The organism is Methylobacterium sp. PvP105, from assembly GCF_017876975.1.
Taxonomy (GTDB): domain Bacteria; phylum Pseudomonadota; class Alphaproteobacteria; order Rhizobiales; family Beijerinckiaceae; genus Methylobacterium; species Methylobacterium radiotolerans.
Genome location: NZ_JAGIPA010000001.1, coordinates 2,096,730 through 2,113,489 on the forward strand (window position 1 = coordinate 2,096,730; position 16,760 = coordinate 2,113,489).

Below are 16,760 nucleotides of genomic sequence, written 5' to 3' on the forward strand. Positions count from 1 at the left end.
ACTTCGCCGTCCACCGATCAGACGGGCCGCCGAACTCCGACCAATCCGATCGCCCGAATTCCGAAAATCAACGTCAGTCCTACGCTTTCTGCCGGTGCCTATCAGCCCGGGCTTCAGCCACGAGCCGCTGCTGCTGGATGATCGCACTCGCCTCCCATTCAGCGTCGCTGTATGACGCCTCGTGGGCGTACGGCGGTGGCTCACCAGTGCCGAAGACCTCGAATAGGATGGTGTCGATCTCGCGGATCTTGCGGAATGCACCACCAGTCGGCATCCCGGATTGCCCGTTGGGCAGCCGCGGCGCCCAGAACCAACCTACGCGCTCGAGCCCGGGCGCCTGCGATGGTTGCTGCAGGTACTGTGCCCGAAAATTGTAGGCGCCGATCTCGTGCAGGATCGCGATCAGGGTGTCCTTCCCTTCGTGATCCGGCAGCAACGGCTCGCCCTTCTGCCGCATTACGGTCCGCCGTTGATGAAGTTGCCATGCCTCGTCATTGAGAGCGATGGCCGGCAGGACTACCTGGGCCCACGCCCCGCTTTTGCGGACGTGAGCCGTCAGATCATCCTCGTGCACACGGTGCATGACCAGGACGATCGCACCGCCGGCTTTATCGTTCAGGCGCGGCACGATCTCGGCATCGTACCAAGCGCTGACGACGCCGCGCGCCGCATCATCCTGCGCTCGGTGTGGAGCAATCGGATCGTCGATGACGATGAGGTCGGCTCCGCGCCCGATTAGGCTCTGGCCAACAGCCCGATACAGAATGCAGCCGCCATGGGGCAGGATGATCTCACCCGGTGTCACGGTCGGCCGCAGATGCGGGAAAAGGGCACGACATCGCTGGGCACGCATCAGCGTGACAACCCGGCGCTGGAGCTCCGCGGCCAAGGCACGCGTGCCGGCGACAACGATGATCTTGCGCGTCGGATCTTTGCCGAGGGCGAAGACCACCATCGCGACCGAGGCACAATGCGATTTGAGGCTGCGGGGCGGGGCGTTGAGAAGTAGGCGGGCGGTGCCGCGATCGAGGCAGCCCTGCAGCGCGTCGGCCAAGATGTCGATGTGCCGACTGGTGCCAAGGTCTTGTTGCGGCGACAATTCGTGGAAAGCGAGCTTCGTGAAGGAGGCTAAGTCGGTTTGGTAGAGCCGCTCGCGGAGTGAGTTCGTCATCATCACGCCTCCGAGCTATCTTCATCGTCATCGGGGGGAACGACCGTGGCGGCGAGCTCGGCCAGGATTTTGTCGTCGTATGGCCTTATCCCGAACGGATCGGGCTTGCCGCTCTCGCGCATATGACGAAGCACAAGCTCCCGAGCACGCGCGTCCCCGTTCGCCGCAGCCTTCACGATGTTCATAACGATCACTTCGCGCACGCTGACGCGTACCTTTCGGCCGTCGCGAGTGACGGCGACGATGCGATCGAGTTGTTGTTCAAACAGCGTGTCGATGTGTCTCGACCGGCGCGGGCGCCCAACACGATTGCCGGAGGTCCCAGGCTTGAATTGACTATGACGCGGTGGCTTGCGGTAACCGATCTTGTAATCATCACTCATGATCGCGATCCCGAACGCGGAATTGGGCGACGACATCGCCCCAGTTTGCGGGCGGCGTAGATGTCTGACGCCCACGCTTGCGCACTGGTGCGTGTTGGACAAGTTCGGAGATGCGGACTGCCAGCTCCGACAGCTCAATCACAAAGGCACCGAAGAGGCCCCCGGTCAGCTCCTCAGAGAGGAATGCTGCGAGTTTTACCGAACTATCGAAGATTTCGATGTAATTGAGCCGCTCCCGCTCTTCGACCGATGGTCCATAATATTGAACTGCATGTTCTGTCGCCTCTACGCGTCGCAGAACGAGGAAGATTTTGAGCTGCTGGCGTCTTTTTTGTGGTGATGATCTTGGATCAGCTTCGCCAGTCTCGGTAGAGCTCGTGCGTCCCCATGTCTGAAGGCTATCATTCGCCCTGCTGAAGGCGCCCTTGAGATTGTCTTGAATTGCAGCGATAAGATCGACGACCTCTCCCTGCTTGCAGCCAAAACGGGTCAGCTCATGCGCCACAGCGAGGTTGAATACGCGGTAAGGCGTGTATCGAACCTCATGCCCAGTCCCCGATGGCAACTCGTCATAGAACGCCAGGGTGGATGTCGGCTGCCCACTTTGGCTGGCTCGGGCCTGAGAAACGTCCTCGTCGAGAAGCCGTCTCACGCTGGCAGCAAGACGCGAGGGGACCGTTTTGTCGAGGCGCAGCCGAGCTGTGTCCGACGCCCCGTACATGAGCGCGTAGATGAGCTGGATGGCTTGCTGGCGGGTCACGGTCATGAAGCTCCCATTTAGAGACACCGATCGCGGCTTCAATAGCACCCGTGTACGTTTTGGACGGCGGTCATGCGGCGGCGCGTGGTTTGATCCCTGTAACAGCCCGATAATTCCCTGTTCCAAAACGACGGGAATTTTGCAGCTAAATGCTTGATAGACGAGCGCAATTTCTGGCGAGCGCTGCCAAAAAACGACGTATGGACGTTCAATTCCCTGATAATCAGGCCTGCCTCAGCTCGATCGCATCACCCTTGGGTGCTGAATAGTCAGGGCTTGGAGCGTGAAGGCGTGAACGACCGCGACCCATCACGTGCAGAGCACGTGGGATGGGCACTGGTGGTTTAATCGACCGAGCGGGTTTGTTGGTGAAGCGATGACCGGGCGAGCCAGCTCGAAGTGCGAGCGGCAGTGCCCCGCAATACGGCGCAGAAGCTCTGAGCAGGCAGCCCCTTCGGTCGGCGAGCTGATATGCAGCTCAACTGGACGCGGATCAGTTCACCCGCGATCCGCAGCGATGGGATTGTCAGGCCTCGGCCAAACCGCCCCATCATCCGGCACGGCCCGCAGCACCGTGCAGCCCATGCCGATCATCGCCCGCTCGCCCACCTTCAGGCCCTGCAGCACCTTCGCGAGCGGACCGACCAGACCGTCGGCGCCGATCAGGCAGCGCCCGCCGATGAAGGCCGCCGGCGAGATCGTCGTGTTGTCGCCTATCTCCGCGTCGTGGCCGATGATCGCGCCGGTATTCACGACGCAGAAACGGCCGAGCCGCGCATCGAGGTTGACGATCACGCCATGGGCCACGAACGCGCCGGCGCCCAGTGCCACACCCTGGCTGACGATTGCGTGCGGCGAGACCAGGGACGGGCATGGGAGGGCGTGCCGGTCGAGCCACGCGATGATCTCGCTACGCGCCTGGATCGCTGCTCGGCTCACCCCGCCAACAGCGAGCGCCACACCCGCAAACTCCGCGCGATCGGCCAACAGCTCGTCGAGATAGCCCCGATAGGATCCGACCTGCACACTTGGCTGGCTCGAATAGGTCGCCTCCACCGTGTAGCCACACAGCTGCGCGACCTCGGCGATCTCCTTCGAGAAGCCGCCACCGCCGATCAGGGCAAGACGCTTGTTCGTCACCGAAATCTGTCCCTTACAGCACGGCCCCGCCGTCGACCCGCAGGATCTCGCCGGTGACGTGCCGGGCCTGCGGCGACATCAGGAACGCGATGGCGTCGACCACGGACTCGACGGTCGCGGCGCCCGCGGGGCTGCGCTTCTCCAGCGCCTCCTTGAACTCCGCGCCGTACAGGCGGGCATGGGCCTGGGTCATCTCGGTGTCGAGCCAGCCGGGGGCGACACCGACCGCGCGCCGGGGGGCGAGTTCCCGGGCGAGGCCCTTGATGAGGGCGTCGAGCCCCGCCTTGGAGGCGGCGTAGGGCACGATCGCCGGCTCGGGCCTCTGCGCCGCGACGGACGAGACCGCGCAGAACACCGCGTCACGGGTCGAGACGCGGGCGCTGCCGAAGGCGGCGGCGAACAGGGTCGGCGCGACGAGGTTGGTGCGATAGAGGCGCTCGACCTCCTCCACGCCAAGGCTGCGCATCGGCTTGATGACCTGGACGCCCGCGCAGTACACGAGCCCGGTCAGGAGCCCCCGCTCGGCCACGGCCGCCTGCAGCACGCCGCCGATCGCCGGCAGGTCGGTGACGTCGGCCGCGACGGCGGCGCAGCCGAGAGCCTCCAGCTCGGCGAGCCGGTCCGCCCGCCGGGCGAGGGCGGTGATCCGCGCCCCGCCCGCGCGGAGGCGCTCGGCGACGGCGCGGCCGATGCCGCTGCTGGCCCCGACGACGAGGACGTGCCTCCCCGGCTCCGCGATCGGCTCCGACATCGGCTCAGGCCTGCAGCTTCGCGCCGGCCAGCGCGATCAGGTCGTCGGTGGTCGCCGCCCCGGCGATCCGCTGCGGATCCACCTCGAGGCCCAGCGTGTCGTAGAGCGCCATGATGTTGAGGATGCCGAGCGAGTCGAAGGTCTCGATCGCCCCGAGGCTCTGCCCGCGGGCGAGCGGCCCCGGCTGGTCGAGGATCGTGCCGAGCTCGTCCAGGAATGCGCCCTCGGTCATCGGGTGGTCTCCTCGTAGGTCATGACCGGGGGCGCGAAGATCCGGTCGGTGGTGATCGTGCAGGCTCCCCAGCTCAGCCCGACCCCGAAGCCGGCGAGCAGCGAGCGCACCCGCCGGCCCGCGTAGGCCTCCGCGAGGAAGCCCGAGATCGTGCCGGGGATCGAGGCCGAGTTCTGGTTGCCGTAGACCGACTGGGTGCCGGTCGGGAGCTTGCTGTCGTCGAGCCCCAGGCGGCGCTGGAGGTTCTTGAGGATGTACTTGTTCGGCTGGTGCAGGACCAGGAAGTCGACGTCCTCGGCGCGCGTGTCCGAGAAGGCCAGGATGCCCTCGATCAGCGGCGGGACGCGCTTCAGGGTGAAGTTGAAGACCTGCGCCCCGTCCATGTGCATGGTGCCGGGCTTGTCCGCGTCCTCGGCGTCGGCCCGGAGGCCGCTGTGCGGGATGAACAAGGCCTTCTCGCCCGAGCCGTCGCTGTGGAGCTGGAAGAAGCTCTCGCTCTCGCGCCGCTCGATCAGCACCGCGGCGCCGGCGTCGCCCATGATCGGGGTGATCGACCGGTCCCCGGTCGCGACCATGCGGCTCGCGACGTCGCCGACGCAGAGGAGGACGCGGTCGAGGCCGGATTCGACGAGGCTGTAGGCGACCGACAACCCGTAGACGAAGCCGCTGCAGCCGAGGCGGATGTCGAAGCAGAGCGTGTCGGTCCGCATGCCGAGGCGGTGCTGCATGCCGATCGACGTCGACGGTGAGCTGTAATCCGGCGTCTGGGTGACGAGGATCAGCCCGTCGACGGCGTCGGGCTGCAGGTCGAGGCCGCGCAGAAGATGACGCGCCGAGTGCAGGCAGAGATCCGCCGTCGTGGTGCCGGGATGGGCGACGACGTGCCGGGTCGCGAAGCCCATGGCCCGCTTGAGGCGCTCCGCCTCCTCGGGGGCGAGCCCGAGGCCGGCCGCCTCGTCGTCGAAGGCCTGGACGCGCGCGCCGACCGTGGTGACGAGCCCCGCGAGGGTCGCGCGCGAGAACCGCAGGTCAGCCATGCTCGACCGTCTCGGCGACGTAGTCGATCCAGCCCTGGAAGCGGCGGAGCGGCGACTTCGTGCTGTCGAGGATGCTCTCGTTGGCGAGCGGCACGTAGCGGCCGACCGTCCGCTCGATCTCGGATTCCGTCTCGAGGAGGAGCTCGACCACCGCGAAGGAGTCGAGCCGCTCGTACACGTCGTCCTCGGGCCCGGGATTCTCCAGGTCCGGGCGCCCCCAGGTCTCGACGAGCCGCGCGAAGGTGGCGCGGGCAGCCGCCTCGACGGCGCCGCGGTCACTCCGCGACGATGTGGATGTAGGGGGTGTCATCCGGTCCTCGTGTCAGTCGGTACGTCTTGCCCTCGAGGCCAGCGCTGAGGGGTTCGAAGCCGTTGTCGTCGAGGAAGCTCTCGACCATCCGGTTCTTCGCGCTCGGGCGATACTGGGCCTTCAGGTCCCGATCACCCTCCTGCTGGCAGACGTGGCGCAGAATTTGGGCCTCGATGCGGCGTCCGAGGGCCCGGCAGCTCATCAGGAACGTCTCGAGCTCGCCGCCCCGGACGATGGCGACCCCGACGATGCCCATGTCGCCGAACCGGTCGACCACCCGGGCCGCGTAGACGCCGCCCTCCCGCATGGCGGTGGCGACCTCGTCCTCGGTGTAGCGCCGCGTCGTCAGGTTGAACTGGTTGGTCTTGTTGATCAGCTGCGTGACCCGCCGCAGGGAGCCCGGGTTGTTGCGGGCGACGTGCACCCGGATCTCGAGGGAGGCGAGGTACTCGTCCATCGAGGCGGCGGAGCGCTGCAGCTCCTGGCGCTGGGCCTCGCCGCGGTACTGCTCGGTCTTGGCCAGATCCTCGGCGGTGACGTTCCGGGCGCGCAGGGACGCGATCCCGTCGAGCAGGGTCAGCGCCTGCTCGGGGCGCGTCCGGTCGAACAGGTGGCACTCGACCCCGGGGAGCCGGGCGCGCACCTCCTCGATCTCGAAGGGGTTGTCGTCGAGGAAGATGAAGCTGTCGAGGCCGAGGTTCAGGGTCGCCGCGAGGTCGCGGATGTTCTCGCTCTTCTCCGTCCAGTTGCTGCGGTAGGCCACGAAATCGTCGAGGCGGAGCGGCATCGCGCGCTGGGCGAAGACCGCGCGGAAATCCTCCTCGTTGTTCTTCGTCACCGCGCAGAGCAGGATCCCGAGGCCCTTCAGGCGCAGGAGCTGGCGCTGGAGCTGGGTGTGGACGATCCCCGGATAGTCGCTGTCGATCTCCAGGTTCTCCACGCCGTCCTCGCCGACGACGCCGCCCCAGAGCGTGTTGTCGGCGTCGACCACCACCACCTTGCGGCGCGCCCGCAGCCGCGCCGCGACGGCGTCGGCGTAGCGCTCGCTGAGCGCGTCCACGGCGGCCGGGGCGTAGGGCATCTGGTACATGTACCGGTTGCGCTCGCGGAAGGCGTTGGCGAAGCCGAGCAGCGCCAGCGCGCCGGCGGCGTCGACGACGCTGACCCGCTCCTGCGCCCGGGCGAGGTCGAACAGCACCGCGTTCACCCGCGCGAGCGCCTCCAGCTGGTCGTGGAGGTCGCTCTCGACGGACGAGACCGGCACGAACGGCACGGTGTTGAGGATGATCGTCCCCGGCGCGCGGGCGAGACGCGCCGAGACCAAGTCGGCGAGGCCGCGCGCGCGGGCGACGGCCGCCTCGTCCGGAGCGACGTCGAAGAACCAGCGGTGGTCGAGATGCACGATCAGGACGTCGGCGGCTGCGGGTCCCGCCAGCACCTGCTCGATCTGTCCGATGGGGAGATGCTCGCACGAGACCGTGGCGAGATCCGCGAGGCGGCCCGCCACCTTCCCGAACGGGTTGGTGACGACGTTTCCGACGAAACCGATCGACAGGGCGCGAGCCGTGGTCATCCTCGATACCGGTCCCTGCGACACCCTGCGGATGCCTGCCCTCCGGCGATCGACCGGCCCCTTTCCGTGCGTGCGAGCGCCGCCCTCTTGCGAGATCGCGTGTCATAAAGCAAGGGGCCGGGCATCCGGCGGCCGGTCAGCCCGGCCGGGACGGGGGCCGGCCGAGGAGGAGCTGCGCGATGAACGGATCCGGTTCGGACGACGCCGCCGCGACGACGCGGACCTGGACCGAGGCCCATCAGGCCGCCTTCGCGCGGGCGACCGGCGACGTGAACCCGATGCACATGGACGCGCGGATGGCCCGGCGGACGCTGGCCGGCGAGCGCGCCGTCCACGGCGTCCACGCCGCCCTCTGGGCCCTCGACGCCTGCGCCGACGCCTATCCCCTCGACCGGCTCGCGACGCTGCAGATGCGGTTCGAGCGGTTCGTGCTGGTCGGGGACCGCACCGTCCTGACGGTCCACGAGGCGGACGCGCGGCAGCTGCGCCTGTCCGTGGCGGTGGACGGCGTCCGCACCCTGACGATCCAGGCGACCTTCGCGGCCGAGCGGGCACCGGGTCAGGCGGTCGAGGTCGCGCCCGTCGCGATCCCCGCCGAGCCGGTCGCCCGCGATCCGGCGGCCCTGACGGGGCTCGCCGGTGCCTTCGCGCTGCCGGACCCGGCGGCGATCGCCGCGCTTGCGCCGCGCCTCGCCCGCGCCCTCGGTCCGGGCCGGGTCGCCGCCCTGGGCAGCCTCTCGACGCTCGTCGGCATGTTCGTGCCCGGCCTCCACTCGATCCTCTCGAAGATCGACGTGACCGTCACAGAGGGCGGCACCGGCTCGCGGCTCGGCTATGCGGTGAAGCGGTTCCAGCCGATGCTGCAATCGGTGACGCTGGACGCCGTCGGCCCCGGCCTCGTCGCCCGGGTCGAGGGCTTCGTCCGCCCGCGGCCGGTGGAGCAGGAGAGCCTGCGGGACCTCGCCGCGCTGGTGGAGCCGGGCGCCTTCGCGGCGGTGTCGGCGCTGATCGTCGGCGGGTCGCGGGGCCTCGGCGCCGCGACCGCCAAGCTGATCGCCGCCGGGGGCGGGGCGGTCTGCATCACCTACGCGTCCGGCGCCGACGAGGCGGAGGCGATCGCCCGGGAGATCCGCGACGCCGGCAGGCGCTGCCAGGTCCTCCGCTACGACGCCGCCGAGCCAGCCGCCGCGCAGCTCGCGGCGCTGGCGATGCGCCCGTCGCAGCTCTACCATTTCGCGACGCCCCGTATCTTCCGCCAGAAGCGCGCGCCGTTCGAGCCGGCCTGCCTGGACGAGATGATGCGCGTCTACAACACCGCCTTCTACGAGCTGAGCCAGTTCTGCCTGGAGCGCGGCGACGCCGTGGCGGCCTTCTACCCGTCGACGAGCGCCATCGACGAGGCGCCCCGCGACACCCTGGAATACGTGATGGCCAAGATCGCGGGCGAGACGCTCGCCGCGACCCTGGCACGCACGCTCCCGAACCTGCGAACCGTGATCGAGCGGCTGCCCCGGGTGAAGACCGACCAGACCGCCACGATCTTCCCCGTGCCGGCCGCCGCGCCGAGCGCGCTGATGCTGCCGATCATCCGGCGGATGTCGGCGGCCGCCTGACGCGGAGGCGTGGCGGGCACGGGACCGCGCCGGACGGCCCAGACCGAACCGGGCGCCGGGATCACTCCGCCGCGGCGTCGTGCCGGACCTCTTCTTCGTCCGCCTCCGGATCGGCCTCGGCGTCCCCGTCCTCGGCCCCGTCGGGCGCCGCGGCGGCGGTGAAGAAGTCGCCGTTCCGGATCGCCTCGCCGCCGGTCACCAGCATGCTGAGATAGGTGTTGAGGGTGTTGGGCGCGACGTCGGGCAGCCGCTCCGCGATCTCGGCGTGCGACAGGCCCTGCGGGCCGGCCGAGCCGAGCAGCGCCTTCAGCCGCCCCTTGGCCGAGTTGGCCCGGGGACCGCGGGCGCCCCGCCGTCCGCCGGAGGCGGGCGCGGCGCGGTTGGCCGCGGCGGCCCGCGGTCCCTCAGGCGTGTGGAGACCGGAGGCCTCCAGCGGGATCCCCTCGACGATGGAGGTCAGCGCCGCCTCCGCCGCCCGGAGCTTGGTCAGCTCGGCCGCGATCCGGTCGTAGTCGCTCTGCAGCGCGGCCCTGCGCGCCCGAACGTCCACCAGAGCCTTCGTCAGGGTGTTGTCCTCAGCCACCGGACGGCCTCATCCCATGTTTCCGCTGGCTGACGGCATACCTCACAGGTGCCTCCCGGCGTCAACAGCCGCGGAGAGGCGCGTCGACCGCGCCCGGCCGCGGGCACCCGATCCCCGCGCGAGTTGTGAGGACGGCGCCCGATGGCTTAGAGACATTCCTGAAACGCCGCTGCCGGCTCGGAGGCATCGGCACAACCGCCGAATGTCGACGGATCCCGATCTCGGCACGCCGATACCGTAATCGTCATGTCAGAAGGCGAGCTTCCTTCCGCGGGTTCGATGTGCGGCCGTCCGCTCCGGGACGCCGGCCGCGCCGCACCCAGGGGCGTTCATAGATCCCGCAGAGCGAATTATGTCTTTGAATATCTTCGACAAAGGGGAGAATAATGTCATCGACATTGATTCGCGGGATCAGCACAGCCAAGCGGGAAAAATCTACGTCAACGGCGACAACAACTACATCCGCATAGGCAGGGGCTGCGTGTCCGACAAGGACATGCACATCGTCATCGAGTCGAACTGCCGATTCGATGTCGGCGAGGACGTGCGGCTGTCGATGGCCAACATCTATATCGGCCCCGGCTCGGTGCTGCGCATCGGCGACCGGACCGGCTTCACCGGGCTCGTCCATCTCAACCCCGTCGAGGGAAAGGCGATCGAGATCGGCACGGACTGCTCGATCGCGTCGGGCGTCTGGATGACGACGAGCGACTTCCACTCCATCGTCACCCGGGACACCGGCGCGCGGCTGAACCCGGCCAAGCCCGTGCGGGTCGGCAACCACGTCTGGATCGCCAATCAGGCCACCCTGCTCAAGGGCACGGTCATCGGCGACAACGCGATCGTCGGCGCGCACGCCGTCGTCACCGGGACGGTGCCGCCCCATTGCGTGGCCGCCGGCAACCCCGCGCGGATCGTGCGGGAGAACGTGACGTGGCGGTCCGACCTGATCTGACCGCGCCGGCGGGTCGCACGGGACGTGGGGCAGGGCGTGCGGTTGTTTACCCCACGCGCGCGTTCCGTTAGGGCGATGGGCCGTCGGCGCGGCACCCTGCCCGGCGCGCCGAGACGCCTTCGATCCAGCCCGCGCGAACACATGCTCACCCGAGCTCCAGGCCTCGAACCCAGCGCCGATTCCGACACGCCCTCCGACGGCGATCGGCCGCCGTCGCGCGACAGAGCGGGCGCCGCGCGTTGAAGCGGATCCGCGGCCTGTACCATCGCTGGGCGCGCTCCGGCCCGGTCCGCGCGAGCGGCAACCCGCTGATCCGGCTGGCGGCCCGCCGCGGCCTGCCGGCGGCGGACGATCTCGTCACCGCGGACGCGCAGATCGCCGTCCTGGCCCCGCACTTTGACACGGCGTTCTACGCGAGCTGGTACGGGATCGCGGCCGACCCGGTGCGCGACTACCTCGTCCACGGCTGGCGCGCGGGCCGCGACCCGCGCCCCGACTTCGACTCCGCCGCCTACCTCGCCGCCCATCCCCACCTCGCCCGCGCCGGCATCAACCCGCTCCTGCACGCCCTCGCGCGCCGCCGCGCCGGACGTGAAGGGGAGGGGGAGGCGGCCGCCCTGCCCAAGCCCGACACGGCCGAGGCCCACCGCCTCGCCCGCCGCCTCGTCGACGGCGCCTTCTACCTCGCCGGCAATCCCGACCTCGCCGCCGCCGGCGTCGACCCGGTCGACCACTACATGGCCTCCGGCTGGCGCGAGGGCCGCGAGCCGGCGCCGCAATTCGACACCCTGGCCTACTGCCTCACCCGCGGGATCACCTTCGCCACACAGAACCCGCTGGTCCACTACGTCCTCCACGGCGGTCCCGCCCGGCCCGACCCGGACGCCGCGCTCGCCCTGCGGATCGAGACGCTCGCCCCCTACTTCGACGCCGCCCACTACCGGCAGCGCCTGCCCGAGCCGCAGGCCGAGGCCCTGGCCGGAGCCTCGGACGCCGCGCTGCTGCGCCACTACGTGGCGGAGGGCTGGCGGGCGCGGATCGGCCCGCGGCCGGACTTCGACCCGGCCGGCTACGTGCAGGCGCGGTCCGGCAGCCGGGCGGTCAGCGACGACCCGTTCTTCCGTTACGTCGCCGAGACCCGGCTCTCCGGGGGCGAGCCGTTCGCGGAGCCGCACCGGCTGAACCTGCCGGCGGTGGACGCGGACTGGTACCGGGCGACCTACCCGGACGTGGGCGGGCGCGAGCCGTTCCTGCACTTCGCCGAGGCGGGCTGGCGGGAGCTGCGCGATCCCGGGCCGGGGCGCTCGACGCTGGCGGCGCTGCTGCGGGTCTGCGGGCTGCGGCCGGCGCGGGCGCCGGTCGAGGACACGGCCTGGCTGGGGGCGATCGGGCAGGGGGCGCTCGACCGGGACGCGCTCCTGGACCTGCAGGCGCGGCTGGTGGCGGGGCATTTCGACCACGGCTTCTACCGGGCGCGCTACCGGCTGTCCGAGGCGGAGGACGCGGTGCGCGACTACTGCGACACCGGCTGGAAGAAGGGCCGCAACCCCAGGCCCGATTTCAACGGCTGGGCCTACCGCGCGCACCATCCCTCCGCGGAGGCGACAGGCCTCGCGCCCTTCGTCCACCACCTCGCCCGGGCCCTGCTGCGCGGCGACGATCTCGCGGGCGAGGCCTTCGATCCGCGCTACGGCGCGCCGCCGGCCGAAGAGGACGCGGAGCTGTTCGAGCAGGCGCGCCTGATCGAGCCGTTCTTCGACGCGCCCTGGTACGTCAAGCGCTACCCCGACACGCGCGGCTTCGAGAATGGCCCGGTGATCCACTTCCTGTCCCACGGGCAGGAGGAGGACCGCGACCCGAACAAGACCTTCTCGACCCGGTTCTACCGCCGGGCCTACGGGCATCTGCTAGGTCCCGGGGAGTCGCCGTTCCTGCACTACGTGCGCACCGGCCGGGCCGCCGGGCTGATGGGCTGCCCCGAGGATCTCGGCACCTACCCGCCCATGGAAGCCCCGGCGGCCCACGCGTGGGACCGCCTGCCCCGCGCCCTGCCCATCGCGCAGGCCCGCGTCGTCGTCATCGTCCCGGTCTACAAGGGCCGCGGCGAGACCCTGCGCGCCATCCACGCCTGCCTGTCCGCGCCCCAGGCCACCCCCTTCACCCTGCTCGCCGTCAACGACCGCTCCCCCGACCCGGAACTCACCGCGGAGCTGGCCGCCCTCGCCGGCCGCGGCCTGTTCCACCTCGTCGAGAACGAGCAGAACCTCGGCTTCGTCCGCTCGGTCAACCGCGCCCTCGGCCTGCGCCAGGGCCGCGCCGTCGTCCTGCTCAACTCCGACGCTGAAGTCTTCGGCGACTGGCTCGACCGCCTCGTCGCCCACGCCGAACCTCAGACAGACCCTCAGGCAGACCCTCGGGCCGGGTCCGGCACGGAGGCAGGGGCTGGGGCAGGCGCAGAGGCGGGAAGGGGCGCGGGGCTGCCCGTGGGCAGCGTCACGCCCCTGTCCAACAACGCCACGATCTGCTCCTACCCGCGCTTCAACGCCAACAACACCATGCCGCTCGAGATCGCCCGGCCCGACCTCGACCGCGTGGCCGCGCAGGTCAACCGCGGCCGCGCCGTGCCCGTGCCCACCGGCGTCGGCTTCTGCATGTACATGACCGCCGCCGCCCTCGACGCGGTCGGCGACCTCGACGCCGAGGCCTTCGGCAAGGGCTACGGCGAGGAGAACGACTGGTGCCTGCGCGCCACCAAGGCCGGCTTCGTCAACCTGCTCGCCGAGGACGTGTTCGTCCACCATGCCGGCCAGATCTCGTTCGGGCTCGACGAGGGCGGCGAGTACGTCCAGGGCCAGGCGGCGCTGCTGGCCAAGCACCCCGACTACCCGGCCCGGGTCGGGCAGTTCGTCCAGGCCGATCCCGGCCGGCGCGGGCGGGCGCGGCTCGACCGGGCGCGGCTGGCCCGGCACTTCTCGGGGCGGGCGCTGCTCTACGTGACGCACAGCTGGGGCGGGGGCATCCAGCGGCACATCGACGACATGGTCGCGCAGGCCCGGGCCGAGGGCCTGAGCGTGGTGCTGCTGCAGATCGACCGGACCCGCAACCTCGAGGTCCACGTCTCGTATCGCGGCCCCGAGTTCCTGTACCTGCCCAACCTCGACAGCCTGTACCTGCCGCGCGACGCGGCCGAGCTCGCCGACTTCGTCGGGCAGCTGGCGCCGGTTCTGATCCACGTGCACTCGCTGGCGGGGCTGCGCTGGGGCGCGGCGCAGGCGCTGATGGAGGTGGTGGCGGGCGCGGGGCGTCCCTACGCGTGGACGCTGCACGACTACTCGCCGGTGTGCCACCGCAACCACCTGGTGCAGCCGGACGGGCGCTACTGCGGCCTGGCGCCGGTCAACGAGTGCCGGTCGTGCCTGGCGGTGGAAGCGGACGGGTTCGAGGAGCCGGATCCGGGCGAGCGGCGGGCGGCGTTCGGGGCGTTCCTGGCGGGCGCCGCGCGGGTGTTCGCGCCGTCCTGCGACACGGCGGCCCGGATCCGGGCGGTGTACCCGGACCTCGCCGTCACGGTGCGGCCGCACGTCGAGCCGGAGCGGTCGGTGCGCTCGACCGCCCTGCAGCGGCCCGGCCGCGTCCGCCGCGTCGCCGTGCTCGGCGCGATCAGTGTCGCCGAGGGCGGGCTGCTGCTGCAGGCACTGGCCACCGACGCGCGCAAGCGGGACCTGCCGCTGCACTTCACGATCGTGGGCTACTCGGACCCGGCCCTGACGGGCGGCCTTGAGCGCGCCGGCGTCATCGAGACGGGGCGGTACTCGACCGACGATCCGACCCTAGACCGGGTTGCCCGGGCGGCCCTCCAGATCGCCGAGGCCGGCCGCAACTGGGAGGATGACGAGACCCTCGACCTCGTCACCCAGGTCTCGCCCGATCTGGTACTGCTACCGTCGATCTGGCCTGAGACTTACTCGTACACTCTATCATTGGCGCTACGCACCGGCTTACCGGTGGTGGCTTTCAAGCTCGGAGAGCCGAGCGAGCGGCTAAAGGCCTACCCGAACGGCCACCTCCATCTCCTGCCCTACGTTATCGCCGCCAACCCAGCCGCCTTCAACGACCAGATGCTGGCCATTAACCTCTCTGCAAACTGCCGGATATCAGGGTCGATCCATGCTTCCAAATACAACAACATGCTCCACGAATATTATAGCTTGAAATATTGACCCTCTCGTCAGATTGACTGAGTTTCTACGTTCAAAATCATCGTCAATGAATTGGAATGAATGATATTTCTGGATAGTCGAATATTTAGTAATTGCCGGGCCTTTTGAATCTGAGCCAGGCCGGAGCAGCGGCGCACGAGTCATAGGAACGTACCGGCTCTTGTCTGTACATTCAGTGGATCGATCAATTGCAACCGATCGGTTGGCACCACGCTCGGTCTGAGCGCGACGTGCTAATCTGCTCGGATGTCGGTCGACGAGGTGGTGCTCGCCCTTTTGTGGCTGACGCTCGATGACGAGCGTCGGGCCTGGAAAGGCTTTGACTGGGCCGTGCTTGGCCGTCTCCACGCCAAGGGGCTCATCGCCGATCCAGTCGGACGCGCCAAGTCGGCGGTGCTGACCGATGAGGTATTGCGCAGCTCCGAAGCGCTGTTCCAGACCCTGTTCACACGGTCCGACTGACCTGCCAGGGCCGCGGCGATCTCAGGCGACCGCTTGAAGCTCGGGTGTGCTCGGGCAGTGGAAGTAGCGCGGGCCGCGTAGGTTGAGGTGGAGCATCAGTGGGATGGCCTCGGCAGGTGGGGCTGCGCGGTTGGGGCCATTGGCCAGGATCGAGGCGATGCTCTTGTAGGTGAGCGCGCCGAGCGCCACGGCTCGTGCCGAGGCGGCCTCCGCCCGGCCGAGGTCGAGCCCCCGGTAGAGGCGCAGGATGCCCAGACAGGTACGGAAGCCCTGCTCGGGATGAGGCCGACCGTGGAGGATGGCGATGACCAGCCCCTACGTCTCCGGCCCAATGCCGCGCGCCCAGCGCCGGAAGCGCTCGGGGCTCCACTCGGCGTAGCGGCGATGGGCGCTGGGCATATGGTCGGGATCGGTGCCGTGCCGACGTGCGGTGTAGCGGCGCTCGTGGGCAGCGACGCGCTGTCCGCGATGGAACACCTCGACGGTGCGCACCGTCAGCCGGACGTCGACCTGCTCGCGGATCAGGGCGTGGGGCACCGAGTACAGGAAGCCGCCCGCCTCGACGTGGTAGTCGAGATTGACCCGAGCCAGCCGCCACTCGGCGAAGATGTAGTCCTGCTCCGGCAGCGGCCGCAGCGCCGGCCGCTCGATCGCCTTGAACAGGGCGCGGCGCGTAGTGCCGGGCCGGCGCACGCAGTAAGCGTTGATACGCTCTACCATCGCGGCGATGGCGGCATTGCGCTCGGTCAGGGAGAAGAACGTCTGGCGCCGCAGCCAGCCCAGGATGTAGCTCTGGGCGAAGCGCACGCCGGCATCGACCTTGGCCTTGTCGCGCGGCTTGCGGGGCCGGGCCGGCAGGACGCCGATGCCGTAATGCTCGGCCATCATTCTGTCAGAGCGGTTGAGCTCGGGATCTGAGATGAGACGCCTTGTGGACCCCGCTCTTGAGGTTGTCGGGCACGACGAGGCGGGGGACGCCGCCGAGGAAGCGGAACAGGCGGACATGCGCGCCGATCCAGTCGGGCAGCGTCTGGGTCCAGGTCGCCTCGGCATAGGTCAGGCTCGATGCGCCGAGCACCGCCACGAAGATCTCGGCCTCGCGCACGATGCCGGTGGCCGGATCGACGATCCCGACCTTCTTGCCGGAGTAGTCGACGAAGACCTCGTCGCCGGCGGCATGGTGCTGACGCGTCACCGGGTTAAGCCGGCGCTCGAAATCCCTGTAGAGATCGCGAGATGCGGGAGTAGCCGTAGCCCTCTGGATGGGTCTCCCGGTACTCCTCCCAGAGCAACGTCAGGTTGACCCAGGGGCGGCGCATCTCCCGGATCAGGCACGGCCGATCCGGCTCGGGCAGGCGGCGCAAGCCCTACTTCACCCCGGCCCGGGCAAACAAGCGCTGCTCCAGCACCGCGTCGGTGACCTCGGGGCCAAGCGGCCAGGTCAGGCCGGCAGCGCTCGCTCGGGCGAGGTTGTCCTGCACGGTCGAGCGGGCGATGCTCAGCGTTCGCTCGATCTCTCGCGAACTCACCCCGTCGCGGGCGAGACGCAGCATTTGTTTGATCTATTGCT

14 protein-coding genes and 1 pseudogene are annotated in these 16,760 nt (G+C 69.5%); 4 read left to right on the top strand and 11 right to left on the bottom strand.

From position 1 onward, the window contains the following. Positions 1 to 79 precede the first annotated feature (79 nt). From J3A75_RS10030 to J3A75_RS10070, 9 genes are all read right to left on the bottom strand, one after another. Positions 80 to 1,174: a hypothetical protein gene (locus J3A75_RS10030; RefSeq protein WP_209650125.1), complete on the bottom strand. Its 1,095-nt coding sequence runs from the start codon at positions 1,172 to 1,174 to the stop codon at positions 80 to 82. Next, the gene (locus J3A75_RS10035) at positions 1,174 to 1,554 is read right to left on the bottom strand and encodes a DUF5681 domain-containing protein (protein WP_209650126.1); all 381 of its coding nucleotides are present in this window, start codon (positions 1,552 to 1,554) and stop codon (positions 1,174 to 1,176) included. The genes J3A75_RS10030 and J3A75_RS10035 overlap by 1 nt, the downstream gene beginning before the upstream one ends. After that, positions 1,547 to 2,320, bottom strand: coding sequence for a hypothetical protein (locus J3A75_RS10040; protein WP_209650127.1), 774 nt, complete (start codon positions 2,318 to 2,320; stop codon positions 1,547 to 1,549). The genes J3A75_RS10035 and J3A75_RS10040 overlap by 8 nt, the downstream gene beginning before the upstream one ends. A 492-nt stretch (positions 2,321 to 2,812) precedes the next feature. Next, complete coding sequence (locus J3A75_RS10045; protein ID WP_312892341.1) at positions 2,813 to 3,454, bottom strand: acetyltransferase; 642 nt, start codon at positions 3,452 to 3,454, stop codon at positions 2,813 to 2,815. Between the two features lie 13 nt (positions 3,455 to 3,467). Beyond that, entirely contained in the window at positions 3,468 to 4,205 is a 738-nt protein-coding gene (locus J3A75_RS10050; protein ID WP_245364339.1) for an SDR family NAD(P)-dependent oxidoreductase, read from the bottom strand. A gap of 4 nt (positions 4,206 to 4,209) precedes the next feature. Then, a complete protein-coding gene (locus tag J3A75_RS10055; RefSeq protein WP_012318193.1) occupies positions 4,210 to 4,437 on the bottom strand; it encodes a hypothetical protein in 228 nt (75 codons plus the stop codon). Continuing rightward, positions 4,434 to 5,474 (bottom strand): ketoacyl-ACP synthase III, encoded by a 1,041-nt coding sequence (locus J3A75_RS10060; RefSeq protein ID WP_209650128.1) that lies wholly within the window; start codon positions 5,472 to 5,474, stop codon positions 4,434 to 4,436. Before J3A75_RS10060 ends, J3A75_RS10055 begins: the two co-directional genes overlap by 4 nt. Beyond that, positions 5,467 to 5,784: a hypothetical protein gene (locus tag J3A75_RS10065; protein WP_012318195.1), complete on the bottom strand. Its 318-nt coding sequence runs from the start codon at positions 5,782 to 5,784 to the stop codon at positions 5,467 to 5,469. Before J3A75_RS10065 ends, J3A75_RS10060 begins: the two co-directional genes overlap by 8 nt. After that, positions 5,750 to 7,357, bottom strand: a complete 1,608-nt coding sequence (locus J3A75_RS10070; RefSeq protein ID WP_209650129.1) for an HAD family hydrolase — start codon at positions 7,355 to 7,357, stop codon at positions 5,750 to 5,752. The genes J3A75_RS10065 and J3A75_RS10070 overlap by 35 nt, the downstream gene beginning before the upstream one ends. Positions 7,358 to 7,536: 179 nt before the next feature. Between J3A75_RS10070 and J3A75_RS10075 the strand changes: the two genes are divergently transcribed. After that, positions 7,537 to 8,970 (top strand): SDR family NAD(P)-dependent oxidoreductase, encoded by a 1,434-nt coding sequence (locus J3A75_RS10075; RefSeq protein WP_209650130.1) that lies wholly within the window; start codon positions 7,537 to 7,539, stop codon positions 8,968 to 8,970. A gap of 61 nt (positions 8,971 to 9,031) precedes the next feature. On the opposite strand, the gene J3A75_RS10080 is transcribed toward J3A75_RS10075, so the two are convergent. Beyond that, positions 9,032 to 9,553, bottom strand: coding sequence for a hypothetical protein (locus J3A75_RS10080; RefSeq protein ID WP_209650131.1), 522 nt, complete (start codon positions 9,551 to 9,553; stop codon positions 9,032 to 9,034). A gap of 481 nt (positions 9,554 to 10,034) precedes the next feature. On the opposite strand from J3A75_RS10080, the gene J3A75_RS10085 reads away from it, so the two are divergent. The 3 genes from J3A75_RS10085 to J3A75_RS10095 all read left to right on the top strand — a co-directional run bounded on the left by J3A75_RS10085 (position 10,035) and on the right by J3A75_RS10095 (position 15,190). Next, positions 10,035 to 10,508, top strand: a complete 474-nt coding sequence (locus J3A75_RS10085) for an acyltransferase (RefSeq protein WP_273562990.1) — start codon at positions 10,035 to 10,037, stop codon at positions 10,506 to 10,508. Positions 10,509 to 10,747: 239 nt separating this feature from the next. After that, positions 10,748 to 14,728: a glycosyltransferase gene (locus J3A75_RS10090; protein WP_209650132.1), complete on the top strand. Its 3,981-nt coding sequence runs from the start codon at positions 10,748 to 10,750 to the stop codon at positions 14,726 to 14,728. Between the two features lie 246 nt (positions 14,729 to 14,974). After that, a complete protein-coding gene (locus J3A75_RS10095; RefSeq protein WP_209650133.1) occupies positions 14,975 to 15,190 on the top strand; it encodes a DUF6429 family protein in 216 nt (71 codons plus the stop codon). A gap of 21 nt (positions 15,191 to 15,211) precedes the next feature. Here J3A75_RS10095 and istA read toward each other — a convergent pair. Then, positions 15,212 to 16,743: pseudogene (gene istA, locus J3A75_RS10100) on the bottom strand (IS21 family transposase). Positions 16,744 to 16,760 lie beyond the last annotated feature (17 nt).

Excerpts from the sequence above, each read along its gene's own strand:
- J3A75_RS10030 (WP_209650125.1), bottom strand. The coding sequence starts at position 1,174 with ATGATGACGAACTCACTCCGCGAGCGGCTCTACCAAACCGACTTAGCC.
- J3A75_RS10035 (WP_209650126.1), bottom strand. The coding sequence starts at position 1,554 with ATGAGTGATGATTACAAGATCGGTTACCGCAAGCCACCGCGTCATAGT.
- J3A75_RS10040 (WP_209650127.1), bottom strand. The coding sequence starts at position 2,320 with ATGACCGTGACCCGCCAGCAAGCCATCCAGCTCATCTACGCGCTCATG.
- J3A75_RS10050 (WP_245364339.1), bottom strand. The coding sequence starts at position 4,205 with ATGTCGGAGCCGATCGCGGAGCCGGGGAGGCACGTCCTCGTCGTCGGG.
- J3A75_RS10055 (WP_012318193.1), bottom strand. The coding sequence starts at position 4,437 with ATGACCGAGGGCGCATTCCTGGACGAGCTCGGCACGATCCTCGACCAG.
- J3A75_RS10060 (WP_209650128.1), bottom strand. The coding sequence starts at position 5,474 with ATGGCTGACCTGCGGTTCTCGCGCGCGACCCTCGCGGGGCTCGTCACC.
- J3A75_RS10065 (WP_012318195.1), bottom strand. The coding sequence starts at position 5,784 with ATGACACCCCCTACATCCACATCGTCGCGGAGTGACCGCGGCGCCGTC.
- J3A75_RS10070 (WP_209650129.1), bottom strand. The coding sequence starts at position 7,357 with ATGACCACGGCTCGCGCCCTGTCGATCGGTTTCGTCGGAAACGTCGTC.
- J3A75_RS10075 (WP_209650130.1), top strand. The coding sequence starts at position 7,537 with ATGAACGGATCCGGTTCGGACGACGCCGCCGCGACGACGCGGACCTGG.
- J3A75_RS10095 (WP_209650133.1), top strand. The coding sequence starts at position 14,975 with ATGTCGGTCGACGAGGTGGTGCTCGCCCTTTTGTGGCTGACGCTCGAT.